This window comes from Fibrobacter sp. (assembly GCA_012523595.1).
Taxonomy (GTDB): Bacteria; Fibrobacterota; Chitinivibrionia; order Chitinivibrionales; family Chitinispirillaceae; genus JAAYIG01.
This window is the reverse complement of the sequence record JAAYIG010000091.1, coordinates 1-17,549: the sequence shown is the minus strand read 5'-3', so window position 1 is coordinate 17,549 and position 17,549 is coordinate 1. Positions and strand designations below refer to the sequence as shown.

Here is a 17,549-nt window from a genome sequence, read left to right as displayed (position 1 = left end):
GTATCGCAAGTAAAAGAAAATAATGGCCGTTGAACAGAAGAAAGAGGATAGTGAACAGTATTACCTGCAGTTGTCCCAAGACAGTAACTGGTTCATCAGTAAAGGGATCGATCAGTTCCACAAAACCAAATCCGATTTCAGTATCTATCAATCTTCCGGCAAACTGAACAGCAGTGAACAGAAAAGAAGCCACAAATCCGATTCCAAGCCCCACCGCAGCTTCCTTGACAATCATAAAAATGAAAGATCCTGCAGAAAAGGGCTGAATAATTTCCGGGCCAGTGCTCATCACAGCGTTAAAGAGGATTATCGTCAACAAGAGTGATAGAGCGACTTTCAGTTGTACGGGAAGAGCGTTAGAACCGAATACCGGAAGCAGTGCAACAGTAGTGACTATTCTTACAAAAACCAGAAGAAAATACTCAATCTGATCGAGTGAAAAAGGGATAAGCTCCACTATTTAATTACTCTCCCAATCATGTCGAAGAGCTGGTAGGTATACTCCAGAATTTTTAGAAGCATCCATGGCATAAGGGCCAGGAACACCAGTACCATGACCAGAATCTTCGGGATAAAAGTCAGAGTCATTTCATGAATCTGAGTAACAGCCTGAAACACTCCGATAATAAGTCCGATAAACAGTCCGGCAATAAGCATTGGTCCGGAAACCAGAAGTGTAATCCAGATTGCCTGCCGCCCGATATCTATCACCGCTGAAGCATCCACGTTTCCTCCTGCTGTCAATTAAAAGAGACTACCAGTTGACGCACAATGAGATGCCATCCATCGACAAGTACAAAAAGAATAATCTTGAAGGGCATCGAAATCATAATCGGAGGCAGCATCATCATACCCATGGAAAGCAGCACCGATGCGACAATCATGTCAATTACCAGGAAGGGAATAAAGAGGATGAAGCCTATGATAAAACCGGTTTTCAACTCACTGGTAATAAAAGCCGGGATGATGACCTGAAAAGGGAGATCATCAGCATTTCTGGGCGGTGCCATTTTTGAGATCCTTACAAAAAGGGCAACATCATTTTCACTGACCTGACGCAGCATGAAATTGCGCACAGGTTTACCGGCATTAGTAAGTGCTTCCTTGAATTGAATCTCCTGAGCCAGATAAGGCTGAATGGATTTTTCATTTATCTCTGTAAACACAGGCATCATAACAAAAAGAGTAAGGAACAGTGCCAGCCCCACCATTATCTGGTCCGGCGGCATGGTCTGAGTCCCTATAGCCCTTCTGAGAAATGAAAGTACGATTATCATACGTACAAAAGAGGTTACCATTATCAGAATTGACGGAGCAAGAGCGAGGATTGTGATCAGTAAAAGTATCTGAAGAGCAACTGCCACATCCGCAGGTTTGTTTGAATCAGCGACAGACAACGTAAGCTTCGGCAGCACCTGAGCGCTTAAACCGATCACCGACGGACCCAGAATGAATAACGCTGCGGCTGTAAACCCACTATGGATTTTACTGCTCAGACTTGAAAACTTGCGCAGAAAATCTCCGGAGTTACTGTCCGACAGCTTATCATCAGGTAATAGCCGGACATTTTTTCTGAATGGGAATCTGATCATACCGGTTTTTTAATCTTTCCTATGAAATTATTGAATGCATCCCTGAACTGGGTGATGGAACTTCCGCCTTTACTTGATGCAATCAGGTCGATAGCCCTCTGTCCCTCTATCTTCTCCAGAAGCACAATTGAATTTGGAGTCTGTCCCAGAAGGTAAACCGAATCCATAACCCTTATAAGAATGGCATTTCTGTTCTGACCAAACGGAAGTACCTCCAGAACATCCATCGCTCCCCCGCCGCCTATTTTCGATGTTCCGGCTATTCCAGCTTTACGCATGAACCAGGCCAGACCCAGAATAAGGAGCACTATCAATGCAAGGTAGAAGACAATCCGGAATACAACCGATGTGTAATTTATGTTCTCCTTCGCAGGTGCAGTGTAATTGCCGAGGCTGGAATCACCTATACTGCTTACCGCCTCCCTGACCTTGTTGATGTCAAAATCACCGGTTCCGCTCTGTGTTTCCTGAGCTGGAGAAGACACCAGAAATAAAAAAAGGCATGCTAAGAGGACTGAACTGAATCTGATTTTTTTAACTTTTGAAACCACTGAGGAACGGCCCCTTTCAGGATTCATAATAGCTCATTGCGGGGCCCAAATGAGCGGTTATATTCTGATTTCGGCACTCTCAAGCCCCGCACCCGGATACCGGAATCAAATTCTGAATGCAGAAATTATCTAAGACTCTTTATCCTCTCCTCCGGAGAGACAAGTGATACTATGCGTATACCGAAACTCTCATCGATCACAACAACTTCCCCCTTTGCCACTACCTTGTTGTTCACCAGAAGATCGACCGGCTCACCAGCCATGCGGTCCAGTTCTACGATTGAACCGGGCGCCAAATCCAGAATTCTCTTTATGGGAAGAACTGATCGTCCAAGCTCAATTGAAACATCGAGCTCTATGTCAAAAAGCATTTCAATGTTCTCTCGGGGAGCATTAATTGGAGCGCCGGTCAATGTTGTCTCATGAAACTCTCCGGATGAATCAAACGATGTTACTTTTGACAGATCATCCAGTTCCGACATGTTGAGTCCTACCTGCCCATCAGAGGATTCTTCCAGTGATGCAGGGATCATACCGGAAATGCTATCGGTAAATTTTCCGGAAAAAAGCAACGCTGCACGAGATTCTATTTTCCCCTCAACAGATACCGTGACCGGTATTATCTCGCATGAATCAAGCGGCTCATCAAGGCTGTCTTCCTTGAAATCGGTAACTTTAACATCCCCTGCTGTCAGCTTTACACCTAATTCTTTTCCTGAGGCAGTTTCAAAGGCATTTACTACCTGATTGAACAGTTCAGAGATTGCCTGCTTATGATCATCATTGTACTCTGCAGTCCCATCCCCCATAAGCATGAGGTCTGAAATAACTGCAACATCGCTTTTCTTCATCACGATGCCAAACTGACCTTCAACCTCTTGCAGCGAAACAGTTAAAAGAGCAGCCTGAGAGCCGATAATTCCCCCTATTTCGGAAGGATCGGTGGTAGAACCGATTTCCGGAACCATCAGTGTATTTATGTTAAGAACAGTGGAAATAACAGTCCCGGCCTGTCCGCAGAAGGAGCCGAAGAATCTGTTCAACACCGCTGTTTTATCGGCCTCCGGCTCAGAGCCTGAACCGCTTCCAAGATTTTCCGATGACAATAAGGCATCGATCTGCTCTTGAGAAAGTATGTCACTCATCGCAGCCCGGTACCTCCTTTTCGATTATTTTTGTTATTCTGATCGCTTTTTTTCTTCCGACAAGCCCCGATCGAGCCGCCATCTTGGTTTTACCCTCAATCTGCACAGTAAGATCACTGTCAAAAGGTTTATCGAGACAGAGAATGTCACCATGCTGAAGCTGCAGAAGATCGCGAATAGTCAATGATGTCCTTCCGATTACAGTAGAAATTGTCAGAGGAATGTCTCTGATCTCATTCTCCAGAAGCTCCCTGGTCTCTTTCGTAGCTTCACTCTGGGATGACATCCAGGACTCGCCAGAGAGATTGTTGATTACACTTTCAAGGAGCATGTATGGGTAACATATGCTCATCAGTCCTGACGCGTTCTGCATCCGGACCTCAAGAGAGATCAGTATGACAGTTTCTCCCGGAGGAGCTATCTGAACAAACTGGGGATTTGTCTCGTAAGTTTCGATTTTTGGACTGAAAACACCCACATGCTCCCAGACACTCTTGAGATCCGTAAGACTGCGTTCCACAATCCGGTTCATGACATTCTGCTCGATAAGAGTCATTTCCCGGTTCTGTTCAGCAGCCCTTCCCTGCCCTCCGAAAAGCCTGTCGATTATGTAAAAGACAAGTGAGGGGTTGATCTCAAGGATGGCATTTCCGTTCAGGGGTTCCATTTTGAACAGATAGATGCAACTGGGGTTTGAAATTGACATGATAAACTCAGAATAGGTGAGCTGGTCAACGCTCACAAGCTCAATTTCCACAAAAGTTCTGAGAAAATTGGTAAGGCTTGTGGAAAATTGACGCGCGTAGCCCTCATGGAGGTTCTGAAGGGTACGCATCTGATCCTTTGAAACCCGGTCCGGCCTGCGGAAATCATAAAGTGCAAGCGATTTCTCCATATCCCGGGGTTCGTCAGTATTGAACAAAGAGGCTGCGGGATCCCCTTTAGGGCCTTGTTCAGATGCATCGCCACCTGCAGACACTGCAGACAACAGGGCATCAACTTCTTCCTGGGAAAGGATATCGCTCACAATAACCTCTTGCTATTGAATAATATACGTTGTAAATAAAACATCGCTGACCTCACCTGTTTTTGGAGGAAGCGATCTGTTCACCAGTCTTACCAGGTCTTTCCTGATCTTTGTCTTTGCATCCGGTTCTGTAACTTCCGCAAGTGTCAGTTTCGAAAGATGATCTATAAGAAGGTCCTTGAATCTGGGAGTCCTTCTTGAAAGTTCCGCTGCCAGTTCAGGAAAAGCCTTATCATCATACTCAAATATTATGGCCGCTTTCAGGAATCTCTCACCATCGGTACCGGCAATATTTACAATTGCCTCGATTGGATTGTCGGCAGTTGTGGCGCCCATTTTTGTTGTCATTTCAATTACTTTCTTAAGTGAATCTGCCTGCTGAATGGCATTTTTCTCCTCAGGGCTTCTGGGGCGAAATGCACTTACCATGACAAAAGCAATAATTGTATTGAGCAGAACCACCCCTGAAAGAATACCTATGACTAAAAACTTATTCCCCTTCTCCTCATTTGCCCCTTTTTTCTCAGCCGGAGCGTCCATTTCTCTTCTTCTCTCGTCCATCTTCACGGCTCCATTTCATGTCTTCATAATAAGTAAAGCAGTATCCGGTTAACTCTCCGGATTCTCTTTCTTCTGCACATATTCAACATAAATTTCAATTCTACGATTCTTCCTGCGATTTTCAATTGATGTATTCGGAACAAGCGGACGGTATTCACCGTAGCCGATCGCACTCAATCTCGAAGGTTCGATTCCACCTGCTCCGGCCATAAATTTAACAATATTGAGCGCTCTTGCAGCACTCAACTCCCAGTTCGAAGGGTATTTGTAATTGTGAATCGGTATATCATCTGTGTGTCCTTCAACCCTGATCTGTGTGTCCGGAACCCGGTTTATTATTTGTGAGATTGAGCTGAGTACCGGTATCAATTCCGGCTTTATCTCGGCCTCACCCAGGTCAAAACCAATCGGATCACTCAGTTTAATAGCGATTCCACTCTCTGTGACCTTCACCTTTATGGCGTCTTCAAGATTCTCCTCTTTTATGGCTCTTCTAATCCTCATCGTGGCATCTATTGCCAGATGCTTATTCTGATCATTGCCGCCAAGTCTTGGCACCATCACCTCTTCGGTTATAAGAATCGAGGGGTAAGATTCCAGTACTCCACCCAGTGCGTTATGAAGCGAAGATGCCGCAATATCAAATTTGGCAGGATCAGTAGTTGACATAGCCAGAAGCATCACAAAGAAACAGAGCATAAGCGTACACATGTCACCCCAGGTCATCATGTATGCCGGAGTACCACGCGGGGCATCTGCTTGCTTTCGCTCTCTGGCCATTAACTCTCCTTATTTACCCTGATTTCTGTCCTTCATAGCCGCAGCCCTGAGTCCCGGTTCCAGAAAGGCAGTCAGTTTCTGTTCCACAATACGGGGATTATCTCCTGATTGTAAAGACATTATCCCCTCAAGCATCAGTTCTTTTATCAGTATCTCCTTGCGTGAATAAGCTTTTAATTTTTCAACCAGTGGAAGACATATAGCATTAGCGAGCAGGGAACCGTAAAATGTAGTGATCAGAGCCACAGCCATATTGGGTCCGATCGACTCGACATCACTCATGCTGCCAAGCATCAGCACAAGTCCAATCAATGTACCAATCATCCCGAATGAGGGACCCATGGCTCCCAGAAAATCAAATATCTTCGCTCCCTCTTCATGACGGGCCTCGGTAAAGGTGATCTCTGTAGTGAGAATATCTTTTATAAGATCCGGCTCTGTTCCATCAACAGCCAGTTGTATCCCCTTTTTCAAAAATTCATCATCTATATCTGCAGCACGGGCCTCAAGCGCCAGAATTCCCTCCCTGCGTGCCTGTTCGGCAAAATCCACTAATTGACGAATAATCTCGACATGAGTCGTTTTCTTCACGAAAAAGGCGTTTTTAAGGATTCCAAAAGCATTGAGAAGTTTGCTGGCAGGAAAGGCTGCGATAGTAGCGGAGACCGCTCCACCCACAGTGATGTAAATTGATGGCATGTCAATAAATGCAACGATGTTTTCGATCTTGATTCCAAACACTACCAGAAGGAATGCAGCCGCCAGTCCCAATACTGTTGCAATATCCATAAATCCAAGACTCCTTTGTCCGGTTTACTACTGTTCCGGATTGCTCCTTGATCCATCCTTCTTGATAACCTGAGGGCCCTGATTACATAATTGTTTATATTTTATAGTTTTGCGTACAATTTCTTCAAGGCTGTTCTGCACGATTATCTTCTTTCCATTTGTCAAAGTGAGGACAGTATCGGGAGTGGATTCCATAGTCTCGATGAGATCGGCATTGAGTACAAATTCCTGTCCATTTATCCGCCTTAAAGCAATCATTCCCGCCTCCATAAGTTTCTATAATATCATTACATACAATTGATTGCAATAATACGGGAGAAGATTGATCTGAAAAATCAAAACTTCTCCCGTTTCATTTATGCATTACCTCACCAGTTGAACCAGTTCCTGGAGCATGGAATCACTGGTGGTGATGACCCTGGCATTTGCCTGAAACCCACGCTGGGTCGAAATCATGGTTGTGAACTCAGTGGCCAGTTCAACATTGGACATCTCAAGTGCACCCGGTTTGATCACGGTTGTGGAACCAACACCCGGTTGCAATAATACCGCATCTCCGGAATTATTGGAAACCGCGTACACACTGTCACCCAGCTTCCTGAGTCCCGCGGGGTTGTTAAACTCTGCCACGAAGATCCTTGCGATTGACTTTGAGATTCCGTTGGTATAAATACCTGAGATCTCTCCCGTCTCGTCAATTGCAATCTCCTGGAGTTTACCCATGGCGTACCCGTCCTGCTCTCTTGCCGCAGTGGTAGTCGCCGATCTGAACTGAGTTATTCCCTGGAAAGAACCCGGTGTTCCGACATTAAGTCTGATTTGAACGACATTAGAGCCGTTCATCGGATCAAACCGGAAATATGTGGACTGATCGTCAAAAGTAAAGGATGAAGGTGAACCATCCTGACCGAAAGTGATCCTTCCCCTGTTACCGCCCAGGATCTGCTCCCCACCCTCCATACTCACTTCCCACAGCCACTCGCCGGGAATTCCGGTATGGGTAAAAGTAGTGGTCATGGTATGCGCATCACCAGATTCATCGTACACTACTATAGATGTGCTGTGCATGCCTGTATCCCTGGCTGCCTGAATCTCAGTAAAGCCCATGTTCGCATTAAAGCGGGTCGGGGCAGGTGCCTGGTTGTTGCTGTTTACCGCCTGAATAGAAAGAGCGGTTATTCCAAATGCTCTTTCCGGCTGTCCTCTGATAACAATAGCTCCGTCCGGAATCCGATCGTCATCGGTATTGGCAGGGTTGACACTTACAGACGGGTTTTCATAGATTGTTCCGTCGTCCTGCGGAAAACGGAATGCCGCCTGTATGGCAGTAACCAGATCCTGGAGCGTAGAAACTGATGAAGTGTCAAGGGGATCGGGCGATTCAAATGTGACATTTACAGGAGTGATATTCATTCCGCCCACAGCGCCATTGATCCGGATAATATCACCAGGTTCGAGACCCAGAGAATTTCCGTTGGCATCATAGAGCTCACTTATGAGGCTGTCGGCTGTTGCCGGAGCTCTGAGTCCGGTAATGCTCACCGGTGTAGAATTAAGAATTGAAGGAGGGAAAACGAGAGCATTGGCCACATAAGAATTGGATCCGGCTCTTGAACTGCGTATCTGCAATCCATTGACAGAGGTAACACTTGATGCTGTAAGATCAACTGTCAAACCATCACCATTTGGCAGAACAGAGATAAAGTTATCTCCGGTTCTTTCACGAAGATACGTCTGAATCATACCTGCCAGATCGGCTACGGTCATTCCCTCTTGCACCTGGAAGAGCCCTTCTTCCTCACCGGCGATAGATATTATGATGTTATCGCCGGCCACTATTCCAAGATCGTTTCCGTTCGAATCGTAAAGCGCAGTGAGTGTGGAATCCTGTGATGCCTGTATAAGAAAACGGTTGGAGTGTGTGATAGTGCCCAGTCCTTCCGAATCGGAATCAAGGTTAGAGGCGTATCTTACTTCTGTTGTAGCTCTGGCTGGTGATTTTTCTCCGAAAGGGATTCTTATATCCCCAATACTGGTTCCTGCCGGATAGCTGCCATCCGGAGCAGCCATCATACCCTGAAGCCTGAATCCGTTAGTGGGGAGAACAAGCCTTCCCAGAGCGTCAAACTGCAGGGCACCGTTGCGGCTGAAGAAGTTTCCTTCACCGTTTGAATAGACAAAGTAGGCATTTCCTTCCAGCGCAAGATCCGTGATCTGACCTGTTGTCTGGAGATTACCCTGAGTAAGTATTATGTCTGTAGAACCAACCGACATTCCCAGGCCGATCTGCAAAGGGTTTGTACCGCCGGCATTGCCCGCAGGCCTTGTAGCACCTGCAATAAGCTGTGCCATAGATTCCTCGAATGTAACTCGTCCGGCTTTAAATCCGACAGTGTTAACATTGGCGATATTGGCACCAGTGACATCCATAGCAATCTGATGATTTCTAAGGCCGCTGATACCGCAATAAAGAGATCTAACCATAAACTGCCTCCCCGATAAGCGAGGCACTGCGGATAGGAAACCGCCTCAGTCGATCGGCGATCCCTGTAGCATCCGTTTCCGATTCTCACGGAAACGGTCCTGCATTACTATTCCGCAATAACCGCGCTGTCGATGTTTGTAAAGACGTTCTCCCTGATACTATTCCCATCCATGGCAGTTACTACTGTTCTGTTCGGGACATTTACGATAAACGCCAGATTCTTCATGAGAATCAGAGAATCCCGCGCACCTTTTTTAGCGGCTCCCGAAACCGCTTTTTCCAGTTTGTCCATTATCTCAGGGGTCAATTCTATATTCCGGCTTTTTATGCGGGTAGCCGCATGTGCCGAAAGCCTGATCCCGTCGATCTTGGATTTCAAGACCTCCGAAAAAGGAGCCGGGTTTACCTGCCCGTTCCCGGGGGCACTGGTGTTAACCTGAGTACTTCTTGTGACTGTACCGCTTCTGTGCGCAGCTATCAGATGCTGCATGTCCAATGGCTTTCCTGCCGCCTGAGTATTCATATAGCACTCCCATCCTTGTCAGAAGCCTCAGATATGTCGATTATATCCGAAAGGTCAACTATATATCCGTCAACCCTCAACCTGGAGTTCCCACCTAGATTTGAGATACCATCGACTTTTCCCTCGTAAAACGCATAGACTGCCGGATTGTCATCCTGACCCTCGATCCTGATCCGGTACTGTCCCGGTTCAGCATACTCTCCGGAAACAGTTACCCCGTTCCATGACATCGATCCGATACCATTGCTGTCTGTGTAAACGTGATCCGTAAACACGACATTCCCTGTTTTGTCAACCAGATCGACCCTGATCCTCCGGTTCGGATCTGCATTCACGGTGATATAGGATACCTCTCCATCATGGCCGTTATATGTAACCGATTCCCGGCGAATACGGACATCTTTACCCAGAAGCGATACCGCTGTTGACGGAGAGAGTGAATCCAGCGGAGAACTTCCAGCTCCTGTGGCAGACACATCCATGATATTTGAAATCGAGATTTCCTTTCCCGAAACCTTTACCATCGCTCCCTCACCGGTAAATCTGATCCCTGAAACCACATCCTGATCGTACGCAAACAGCTCGGGATTTTTATCCTGACCCGCTATCCTGATTGTGTACTTTCCACTTGCAGCATAGCCGCCGCTGTCGGTGGATCCATCCCACAGAAGTTCAACAGAGTTTGTGGAATCCTTTCCCTGTGCCTTGAATGTTTTTACAACGGCTCCCTCCTCGTCTATCAACTCCACTACAGCGTCCTGCGCATTTCCCAGATGGACACGAATCTGTTCTGTTTCACCAGCCCTGGCAGTCCAATTGACAGTAGTTTGTTGAAGACGAACACTCTTCCCTATCAGGGAAACAGCGCTGGCATTTGTCATCGATTGGGCACTGTATCTCTGTGCATCAACCGTTTTCCTGAATGACTCATCAAGGTTGCCGATTGCTTTCTCGATATTCGAGCTGCTTTCAAGCGACCTGAACTGTGCCAACTGCGATACAAACTCCGTGTTTTCCATAGGATTGAGCGGATCCTGATACCGAAGCTGTGTGACCAGAAGAAGCAGAAAGTCATCCTTGCCCATCTCCTTTTCCGCCTCAGCGAACAAACCGCCTGTTCTGTCCCCAGTCACAGTGCTGCTCGAAGCATCCACCGTTCCATCCTTGACCGATGCCCTTGCAGTGTAAGGCTCAGATGCAGCCATCAGCCTGGCAATATCCATGCTTAATCCCATATACTCACCTCCTTTCACTGCTGCAGATCTCAGTTGACAGCTAGAAGCTTCCAACTGAGATCTTTATTTATGCGAAATACTCAACCGTATTGCTTCCATACCTCCGGCCTGTTTCCTGACCGGATTTCACAGCAACATCAACTGCTGTTCCAGACTGCTGCTCTTCACCGGAAGAAGAAGCGGAAACAACATTATGGCCATCCCGGCCACTTTCCTCAGCTTCACCAGGCTGCTTCCCCCAGCCGTTCCCGACATTGACATCGAAAGAACCGGCCTGAAGATTGTGCTCGCTGAGAGAATCTTTAAGTGACTGGAGATTGCTTTCCACAATCTGCTTCACCTGCTGACTCTCCACCTGGATTTTTGCCACTACTATATCGCCTTCCACACGGATCCTCAGCTTGACCTCTCCCAGCGATTCCGGCCACAGTTGAATCTTGACTTCAGAAACCCCCGCACGTATTGCAGAATGCATCTTCTGGGAGATCTGATTCATCACAGACTCATCGATGGTTTTATACGAACCCGCCAGCTTTGTTTCAAACAAAGGTCCGCTCTTAGCCCCGGAGAGAGCTTTTCCAATCGTATCTGTAACAGGTAGTATCTCGACTTCGGTGTTGGGCTTTGTAATGTCTTTGACCATAGCCGGTCCAAGGACAGCATCGAGATTCATTTTCTCGCCGCTCGATGCGGCTTCGGCATTTTGAACTGAAACCTCTGCCTTGACATCAAGCTTTAACATAGCCCTGTAAGTTATCGAGTCAAAGCTGTTTACAACAACAGGTCTGCTGTTGGATACGATTTGGACAGATGCAGTTTCCGGTTTCTCAGTTGAGTTCTGATTTATGAGATCCATCACCTTTTTGGCCAGAACAGCAAGATCGTCTTTGGGCTGATCTATCAGGTCACCGAAAACCTTTTTGATCTGGTCATCGGGCATGATTAAATCAGAGAGACTGCTTGCCTGAGGAATACCCCCGGTGTATGGAAGATCCATCTTTGAGGAAATCTGTTCCTGCACCATTTCCGATATGCCAAGCATGTTCAGGCCGATTTCGATCTTGAAAAGCTCAGTGCGGATCACCTGCACCATCTCACCAGCTTTCTGAGAATCGATCTGGGCTTTCCCCGTCAATATCGGCTCATTCTTGTTTACGGAAACCTCCAGCGCTGCAGCTATTCCCTTCAGCGCTTCTATTATCTCCGCAAACTGCTTAACAGTCTCTTCCGATACATTCTCCAGATTCAAATCTTCCAGTTCCGGAGCAACTTTAAGCTGCAAAACTTCGGAAATAACCTGTATAGACTCCTTTATCACTTCCGTAGCCTGCTTTAATTGATCCTCTATTCTGACCTCATCAGGTTGCATGTCGGTGATCTCATCAACACGATTTGTCCCGGTTTCGTTTTTAATACATTCAGGCTGCTCCTGAAAAGGCTCATCCTGTTCCCGTTTTTGGCGAACTTCTCTGGAATCAACACTGGAATCAGTCTGTTTCCTTGCATTCGCATTATTCCTGGAGACCTGCCTGTATGTTTCTTCGAAACTGCTTTTCGTTTCCTTTGGCGGACCAAACCCCGTTTCTGAAGCCCTTCTTCCGCTCTCCTGCAAACGGTCCATCCGGCCCTTTGGCACATCATTGCCGCTGGAAAGATTAAACAACATCGCGTCTGTTATCATCCGACTCACCTCCTTTCTCTGGGATAATGTTTTTTATAAGCGTTTAAACACCACGAAGCCGTGTTATCCCCGGACAGGTGTTTTCTAAAGCAGCAATTCATAAATTACAGACCCATCTTTTTTGTCAAACGTGCAGCTTTCTCTGATGAGAGAGCAGTGATAATCTTTGCCTTCTGGCGGTCATCATTCATCGCATTGAGCAGCTTTACAGCAAGGTCGTCCTGAAGAGTCTCGATAATCTGTGCGGCTTCAGCAGGACGCATTGCGGCATAAACTTTTGATAACTGCTTCACTTTCCTCTCCTCAAGGGAATCACTCTTTGAGACCAGTTCCTCAAGTTTACTGCGCTCCATCTGAAGAAGTTTGTACTGAGACTCCATCTCACGCTGCATAAGGTCGATTCTCTGTTGCTGCTCAAGGAGGCGCTCGCGCTCTTTCTCGATCTCACTTCTTTCCTTCTGTAACGCCTGGAATGTGCGGGAATTGATTTCTGCGAGAGAATCCTTGCGTGCAGTCATTTTCATGAACTCTACTTTCCTGTCCTCCTCGGGAGTTTTGGGCTTCTCTGCAAATTCGATACGGGCTACCCCCGTCAAAAACATCATCAGGATATAAAGCACAGGAAAGGAGGCGACTGTTACGACAGCAATAGCGATCAGATCCTTTAGCTTAAGCTTCATGGAATAACCCCAATTGAGAGTACAATTATCGCGGGGATAGTTATGCAAGCATTATGCCAACCCTCATGGTATCCTGAAGGAATTGTAAGTTATTATTCTTCAATCACTTAAAAGTTCCTTAAGACAGTTTCCGGACTAATTCAGAGGAACTTTTTCCTTCACTGAGGAATGATCTGCCGCATTGAAGGAAAAAAATGCCTGTTTTTCTGGTACAGGATTCGATTGCTTTTTGGATTGAGAGGAGTTCTGTCTTACTTGTCTCGGAGGGAATATGCGCGATACAAAAGAAGTTTTCGAAAGCCATCTTCTTTTTACTCTGGGATGGAACATGGATGCAGATATCGAACAGAATTTTTCTCCCGATTGCATCGTCCTGACAAGCTACGGGGTTTTTTTTGGTAAAGATGGAGCACGGGAGGCTTTCAGATGTATCGAAAGGCAGCTCCCGGACGCTGATATTCTCTTTACCAATCGATCCTACCATGGTGACCTTGCCTTTCTTGAGTGGCAGGCAGAGGCTGATGATGCTTTCGTTGATGATGGAGCAAGCACCTATCTTATCAAGGAGGGGAAAATTGTTGGGATGACAATTCATTATACAGTGGAACAACGGGAAACGTAAGCTGGATGGAACATAAGTGGTATTCTTTTTGCATCGTGTTCAGTTATGATCTGGAAAAGTAATCAACTTCTGGACTGTCTGTACTATGCCATTGATGGTTACATCGGTCCCTGCAGAGATCTTTATTTTGATGATCAGCAATGGGTACTGCGCTATTTTGTACTTGAAACCAGCAATACCGGTACTGCACGGGATCTTATCTCCCCTTTTTCAATCGGGAAAATAAACAGCAGAGAAAAAGAGATTCACATAGCACTCACCTCCAGAAAAATCAAAAACAGTCCTGAATTCGATATCAATCTTCCCATCTCAAGGCAGCATGAAATCGCACTGAGACGCTACTATGAGTGGCCGGAATACTGGGGTCAGGATGCGGAAATAGAGACAAATCTGGTAAAGGGAATCGATGAACCCATCCTTCTTTCAGATGTCTCCAGGCCTATCGAGGGACAGATTGACTCTCCAGACTCCGAAATTATTCTCAGTGATACTACAGAGGAGATGCTTCCGGAGGAACCTGTAGAGGATGAATTCCTGGAAGCGGAATTCGGAAGGCCGGAAGAGGAGATCCAGTATAGTACAGTGCTGCGCAGTGCCCTGGAAATAAAAGGCTACAGGGTCCAGACCTTCAATGGAGACCACTCCTCGATTGCTGAACTGCTCATCGAGGACACCGATTGGGATATCAAATACCTTGTTGTGAATCTTCAAAACAGCCACATAGCTGAATATGTACTGCTGACACTTCATTTTGTCAAGGAGATCGACTGGGGATCTTCCAGAATCTTTGTTACCCTCTCTCAGGAACAGCTCGAAAATGCCCCCAGGTATTCACCATCTCAGGAAATCGACACCGAATACGAGAGAAAAGTATTCAGATATTATGATTCCCTTTGAATAACAGTCCTGAACTGTGATTTTTTTGATTTAAAATGATTGAGATTATTTCGGAGGAGATAATACTCAATCGCATAATAGTTCCGTATTCACAGTACCCACAGCTTATTCTTCCTTCACGTCCAATATTTTGCTATAGCACACAACAGTAATATCAGGAAACAGATAAGGTCGTGGGTTTGGAAATTATTTACCTGTTTTTTGTTTTTAATGAAGATAACAGGAAACTGAGATTACCCTGAAAGGAGGGCTGTAAGGTCTTTATTTCAGCTCTGAGGTGAATTTATAAGCTTTCTGAGTCCTCATTTCTATTTGTTAAGTCATTATTTCACCCCGGAGGTAAAATTATGAACCAAAATACCGTTTTCTGCAAAACAACACATTAAAGTAATACTGTTTCTTAATTTATCCACCCTGTGGCTGGCCGATCCGATTTTTCATCATCTTGAAGAACTCGCCGGACCAGCAATCAACTGCTGGTCCGGTTTTACAAATATCAGTCGAGTGTTATCGATGTTACAGAAAGCGGCGGTAATATCATCTTCATTCCATCTTTCATCTCCATGCTCTTTATCTCCGGTCCTTTTGAGGCATTATCCTGATGAAGCTGTCCTACTTTTGCTTTACCTGAGAGACCCGGGATGTTCATTTTTATCTCTGCCTTGCTCTCAGGATACTTATTGACAAGCATTATGGACAGTTTCCCTTTATCCCTGGCCAGATAGGAGCTAACAAGCGGATCGCTGCTTGTACACTCCAGTAAAGATCCCCGTCCCAATGTCTTGCTCGCCATCGAGAATGCCCAGTATGATGGCCTGGGGACATTATCCCCATCGGGAGCCTTAATCCGTGATAAATACCCGTAGTCTCCACCCTGTTCTGTTATATTGTTGTGGATATTCCAGTACGATGCTTGCTCTATGTTGTGCTTTGCAAGCATACCAAGATAATCAGCCACAAAAACGGCATTAACGATGGTTAATGTCTGGGGGCCCGGCCTTGAATCAACGGAGTTCCATTCTGTAAGCCATATCTGGTATTTTTTTCCGGGTTCACCGTACTGTTTGAGCTGATTTCTCACATCCGGTATTATTTCATCAAGAGACTGTGGTGCTCCAAGTAAACCGGCATCATTCTCCTGGCCTGCCCCCTGAGGATAATGATGAATATTTATACCATCGGCTAAGTCCTTTGTATACTCAAACACAATCTTGTTCCAATCTCCTGTAAGCATCCACACAACTGTCACATGAATAGAAGGATCAACAGCTTTCATTGCCTCTATATACTTTCTCGCCCGTTTGCCATACTCTTCCGCTGAACAGGCAAAAGAATGCCAGTCACCGTAGAGTTCATTGCCGACTTCCCAGTATTTCACATTGGCTTTCTTCACCTTATTTGTATAATTCACCCATTCTGCTGCCTCCTCTACTGTTCCTGATCCATAATTAACAGTTATCATCGGTGTAGAGTTGGTCTTTTTGCAAAAGTTCAGAAATTCATCGATATCGACCAGTTGATCCTTCTTCTCCAGAACCTCCTTCCAGTTGTATTCATCAGATGTCAAGCCACCCGGAAATCTTATCACGTGATGATTCACGGCCTTTACCCTCTCTGCAGTCTCTTCCCTCAGAAGATCTCCATCCCAGGTAACCGCGTTTATACCAAAAATCCCCTCATTGATCTTTTGCGTAGCCACCTTTTCAGGGAAACCGGTTACATTAACCGCAACCAGCTCAGGTGCCTTGATCTTTTTTGCCACCTTATCATTCGTTAATCGAACATTGTCTATAATAATAGTGGCTCTTGTACCCTCTCCGGATGGTTTGAAATCGATAGATACAACATCCTTCAGATCAAAAGTCCCGTTATGTTTTGCCTCAGGCGGCTGGTAATAGGGAAATTTAATGAAATCCTTGAAAGGAACAATTATCTCAGACCATCCCCTTTGTCCACCAGTGGATGCTATATACAGCTCGTCACTGCCATCCTGAATCTGAACATTCAAGGGCTGATATGGACGTTCCGTATACATGTTGAATTTAATACCCCAGTGTCTGGTCCAGTCACGCACTTCTGCTTTCCTGTTGTTGTCACGATAGCTGTAAACCGCATCACACCAACTGTTTAGCTTGTAGTTAATCGCCATCGCATCACCACCACCATCCTGTGATGTCGACTTGACATATTCTATACTGATCAGTGACTTGGGGTCATGTGAAACCTGCCATTTACGGTCTTCTTCTGAATCGAAATCGTGCAAAATCATATCGGGTGCATCGGAACGAAACGCATTCCAGTAATCATCAGGATTAACATACCCCGGAATTTCCTTTATAACAGCTATATCATGCACATAAAAAGAAACCGGTTCATTACCAGAAACCCGGTTTTCATGTTTGTTAACCGAAAATCTGAACTCATTGATCTTCGTCCAGTTTACATCGTTCAAAATCTCCTGTCGTACAGTTTCATCCCAGTATAAGCCACTGTTCTGAAATTTCCTGATCGGAATCATATAATAGTTCCACGATGTATCTATAGTACCAAAATCACTGAGATTGACTTTAGTCTGCACTTTTTTTCCATCACTGTCATCATCGATAATACCGAAATAAACAGTCTTTACTCCCGGACCGCTTTTGGCCCAGAACGCTATACCCGCAGTTCCACTCTTTCTATAAGGAGTAAGATCGATATTCCCCCCCTGCCCCATAGATACTGTAACACCGGAATAGTCTTTATTATCCAGATAACAGGCAAGAATTTTTTCACCCGAACTTCCAGGCTGCATCTTGTAAGCGGTTTTGCCCCCATAAACATAAGCAAACTTTCCTGATGTAAAATCACCTTTCAGTATTTTAATTACAGGTTCCACAACAGGTCCAGATCCTGCATCCGGGGCTTGAACCTTTTCCTGTCGTTCATCCCAGTATTCATCCGGATCAAGCTCTGACTGTGATGATTTTGTGAAGGGATCC

Annotated in this window: 18 protein-coding genes; 2 read left to right on the top strand and 16 right to left on the bottom strand. The window is 45.7% G+C overall.

Going from position 1 to position 17,549, the window contains the following annotated elements; translation table 11 throughout:
• The 15 genes from GX089_05675 to GX089_05605 all read right to left on the bottom strand — a co-directional run.
• Positions 1 to 457, bottom strand: a 457-nt coding sequence (locus tag GX089_05675; protein ID NLP01961.1) for a flagellar biosynthetic protein FliR, incomplete at its 3' end; no start/stop codon positions are given.
• Positions 457 to 726: a flagellar biosynthesis protein FliQ gene (fliQ, locus tag GX089_05670; protein ID NLP01960.1), complete on the bottom strand. Its 270-nt coding sequence runs from the start codon at positions 724 to 726 to the stop codon at positions 457 to 459. The genes fliQ and GX089_05675, both read right to left, overlap by 1 nt.
• A gap of 14 nt (positions 727 to 740) precedes the next feature.
• Positions 741 to 1,592 (bottom strand): flagellar type III secretion system pore protein FliP, encoded by an 852-nt coding sequence (fliP, locus tag GX089_05665; GenBank protein ID NLP01959.1) that lies wholly within the window; start codon positions 1,590 to 1,592, stop codon positions 741 to 743.
• A complete protein-coding gene (gene fliO, locus GX089_05660; protein ID NLP01958.1) occupies positions 1,589 to 2,170 on the bottom strand; it encodes a flagellar biosynthetic protein FliO in 582 nt (193 codons plus the stop codon). The genes fliP and fliO overlap by 4 nt, the downstream gene beginning before the upstream one ends.
• Before the next feature lie 98 nt (positions 2,171 to 2,268).
• A complete protein-coding gene (gene fliN, locus GX089_05655; protein ID NLP01957.1) occupies positions 2,269 to 3,288 on the bottom strand; it encodes a flagellar motor switch protein FliN in 1,020 nt (339 codons plus the stop codon).
• Positions 3,281 to 4,315: a flagellar motor switch protein FliM gene (gene fliM, locus GX089_05650; GenBank protein NLP01956.1), complete on the bottom strand. Its 1,035-nt coding sequence runs from the start codon at positions 4,313 to 4,315 to the stop codon at positions 3,281 to 3,283. Before fliM ends, fliN begins: the two co-directional genes overlap by 8 nt.
• Positions 4,316 to 4,327: 12 nt before the next feature.
• Positions 4,328 to 4,876 (bottom strand): flagellar basal body-associated FliL family protein, encoded by a 549-nt coding sequence (locus tag GX089_05645; GenBank protein ID NLP01955.1) that lies wholly within the window; start codon positions 4,874 to 4,876, stop codon positions 4,328 to 4,330.
• Between the two features lie 48 nt (positions 4,877 to 4,924).
• Entirely contained in the window at positions 4,925 to 5,656 is a 732-nt protein-coding gene (locus GX089_05640; GenBank protein NLP01954.1) for a flagellar motor protein MotB, read from the bottom strand.
• Between the two features lie 9 nt (positions 5,657 to 5,665).
• Complete coding sequence (locus GX089_05635) at positions 5,666 to 6,445, bottom strand: motility protein A (GenBank protein NLP01953.1); 780 nt, start codon at positions 6,443 to 6,445, stop codon at positions 5,666 to 5,668.
• A gap of 27 nt (positions 6,446 to 6,472) precedes the next feature.
• Positions 6,473 to 6,703: a flagellar FlbD family protein gene (locus GX089_05630; protein NLP01952.1), complete on the bottom strand. Its 231-nt coding sequence runs from the start codon at positions 6,701 to 6,703 to the stop codon at positions 6,473 to 6,475.
• A gap of 105 nt (positions 6,704 to 6,808) precedes the next feature.
• On the bottom strand, positions 6,809 to 8,929 hold the full coding sequence (locus GX089_05625; protein NLP01951.1) for a flagellar hook-basal body complex protein: 2,121 nt from the start codon (positions 8,927 to 8,929) through the stop codon (positions 6,809 to 6,811).
• Between the two features lie 107 nt (positions 8,930 to 9,036).
• Positions 9,037 to 9,420 (bottom strand): hypothetical protein, encoded by a 384-nt coding sequence (locus tag GX089_05620; GenBank protein NLP01950.1) that lies wholly within the window; start codon positions 9,418 to 9,420, stop codon positions 9,037 to 9,039.
• A gap of 29 nt (positions 9,421 to 9,449) precedes the next feature.
• Positions 9,450 to 10,688 (bottom strand): hypothetical protein, encoded by a 1,239-nt coding sequence (locus tag GX089_05615; protein ID NLP01949.1) that lies wholly within the window; start codon positions 10,686 to 10,688, stop codon positions 9,450 to 9,452.
• A gap of 67 nt (positions 10,689 to 10,755) precedes the next feature.
• Positions 10,756 to 12,369 (bottom strand): hypothetical protein, encoded by a 1,614-nt coding sequence (locus GX089_05610; GenBank protein ID NLP01948.1) that lies wholly within the window; start codon positions 12,367 to 12,369, stop codon positions 10,756 to 10,758.
• A 104-nt stretch (positions 12,370 to 12,473) separates the two neighbouring features.
• A complete protein-coding gene (locus tag GX089_05605) occupies positions 12,474 to 13,049 on the bottom strand; it encodes a hypothetical protein (protein NLP01947.1) in 576 nt (191 codons plus the stop codon).
• A gap of 271 nt (positions 13,050 to 13,320) precedes the next feature.
• On the opposite strand from GX089_05605, the gene GX089_05600 reads away from it, so the two are divergent.
• Both GX089_05600 and GX089_05595 read left to right on the top strand, forming a co-directional pair.
• Positions 13,321 to 13,671, top strand: a complete 351-nt coding sequence (locus GX089_05600; GenBank protein ID NLP01946.1) for a nuclear transport factor 2 family protein — start codon at positions 13,321 to 13,323, stop codon at positions 13,669 to 13,671.
• Between the two features lie 45 nt (positions 13,672 to 13,716).
• Positions 13,717 to 14,568 carry a hypothetical protein gene (locus GX089_05595; GenBank protein ID NLP01945.1) on the top strand — a complete coding sequence of 284 codons (852 nt, stop codon included), beginning with the start codon at positions 13,717 to 13,719 and terminating at the stop codon, positions 14,566 to 14,568.
• Between the two features lie 496 nt (positions 14,569 to 15,064).
• On the opposite strand, the gene GX089_05590 is transcribed toward GX089_05595, so the two are convergent.
• Positions 15,065 to 17,549 (bottom strand): carbohydrate-binding protein (locus tag GX089_05590; protein ID NLP01944.1); only part of this gene is annotated, 2,485 nt, incomplete at its 5' end.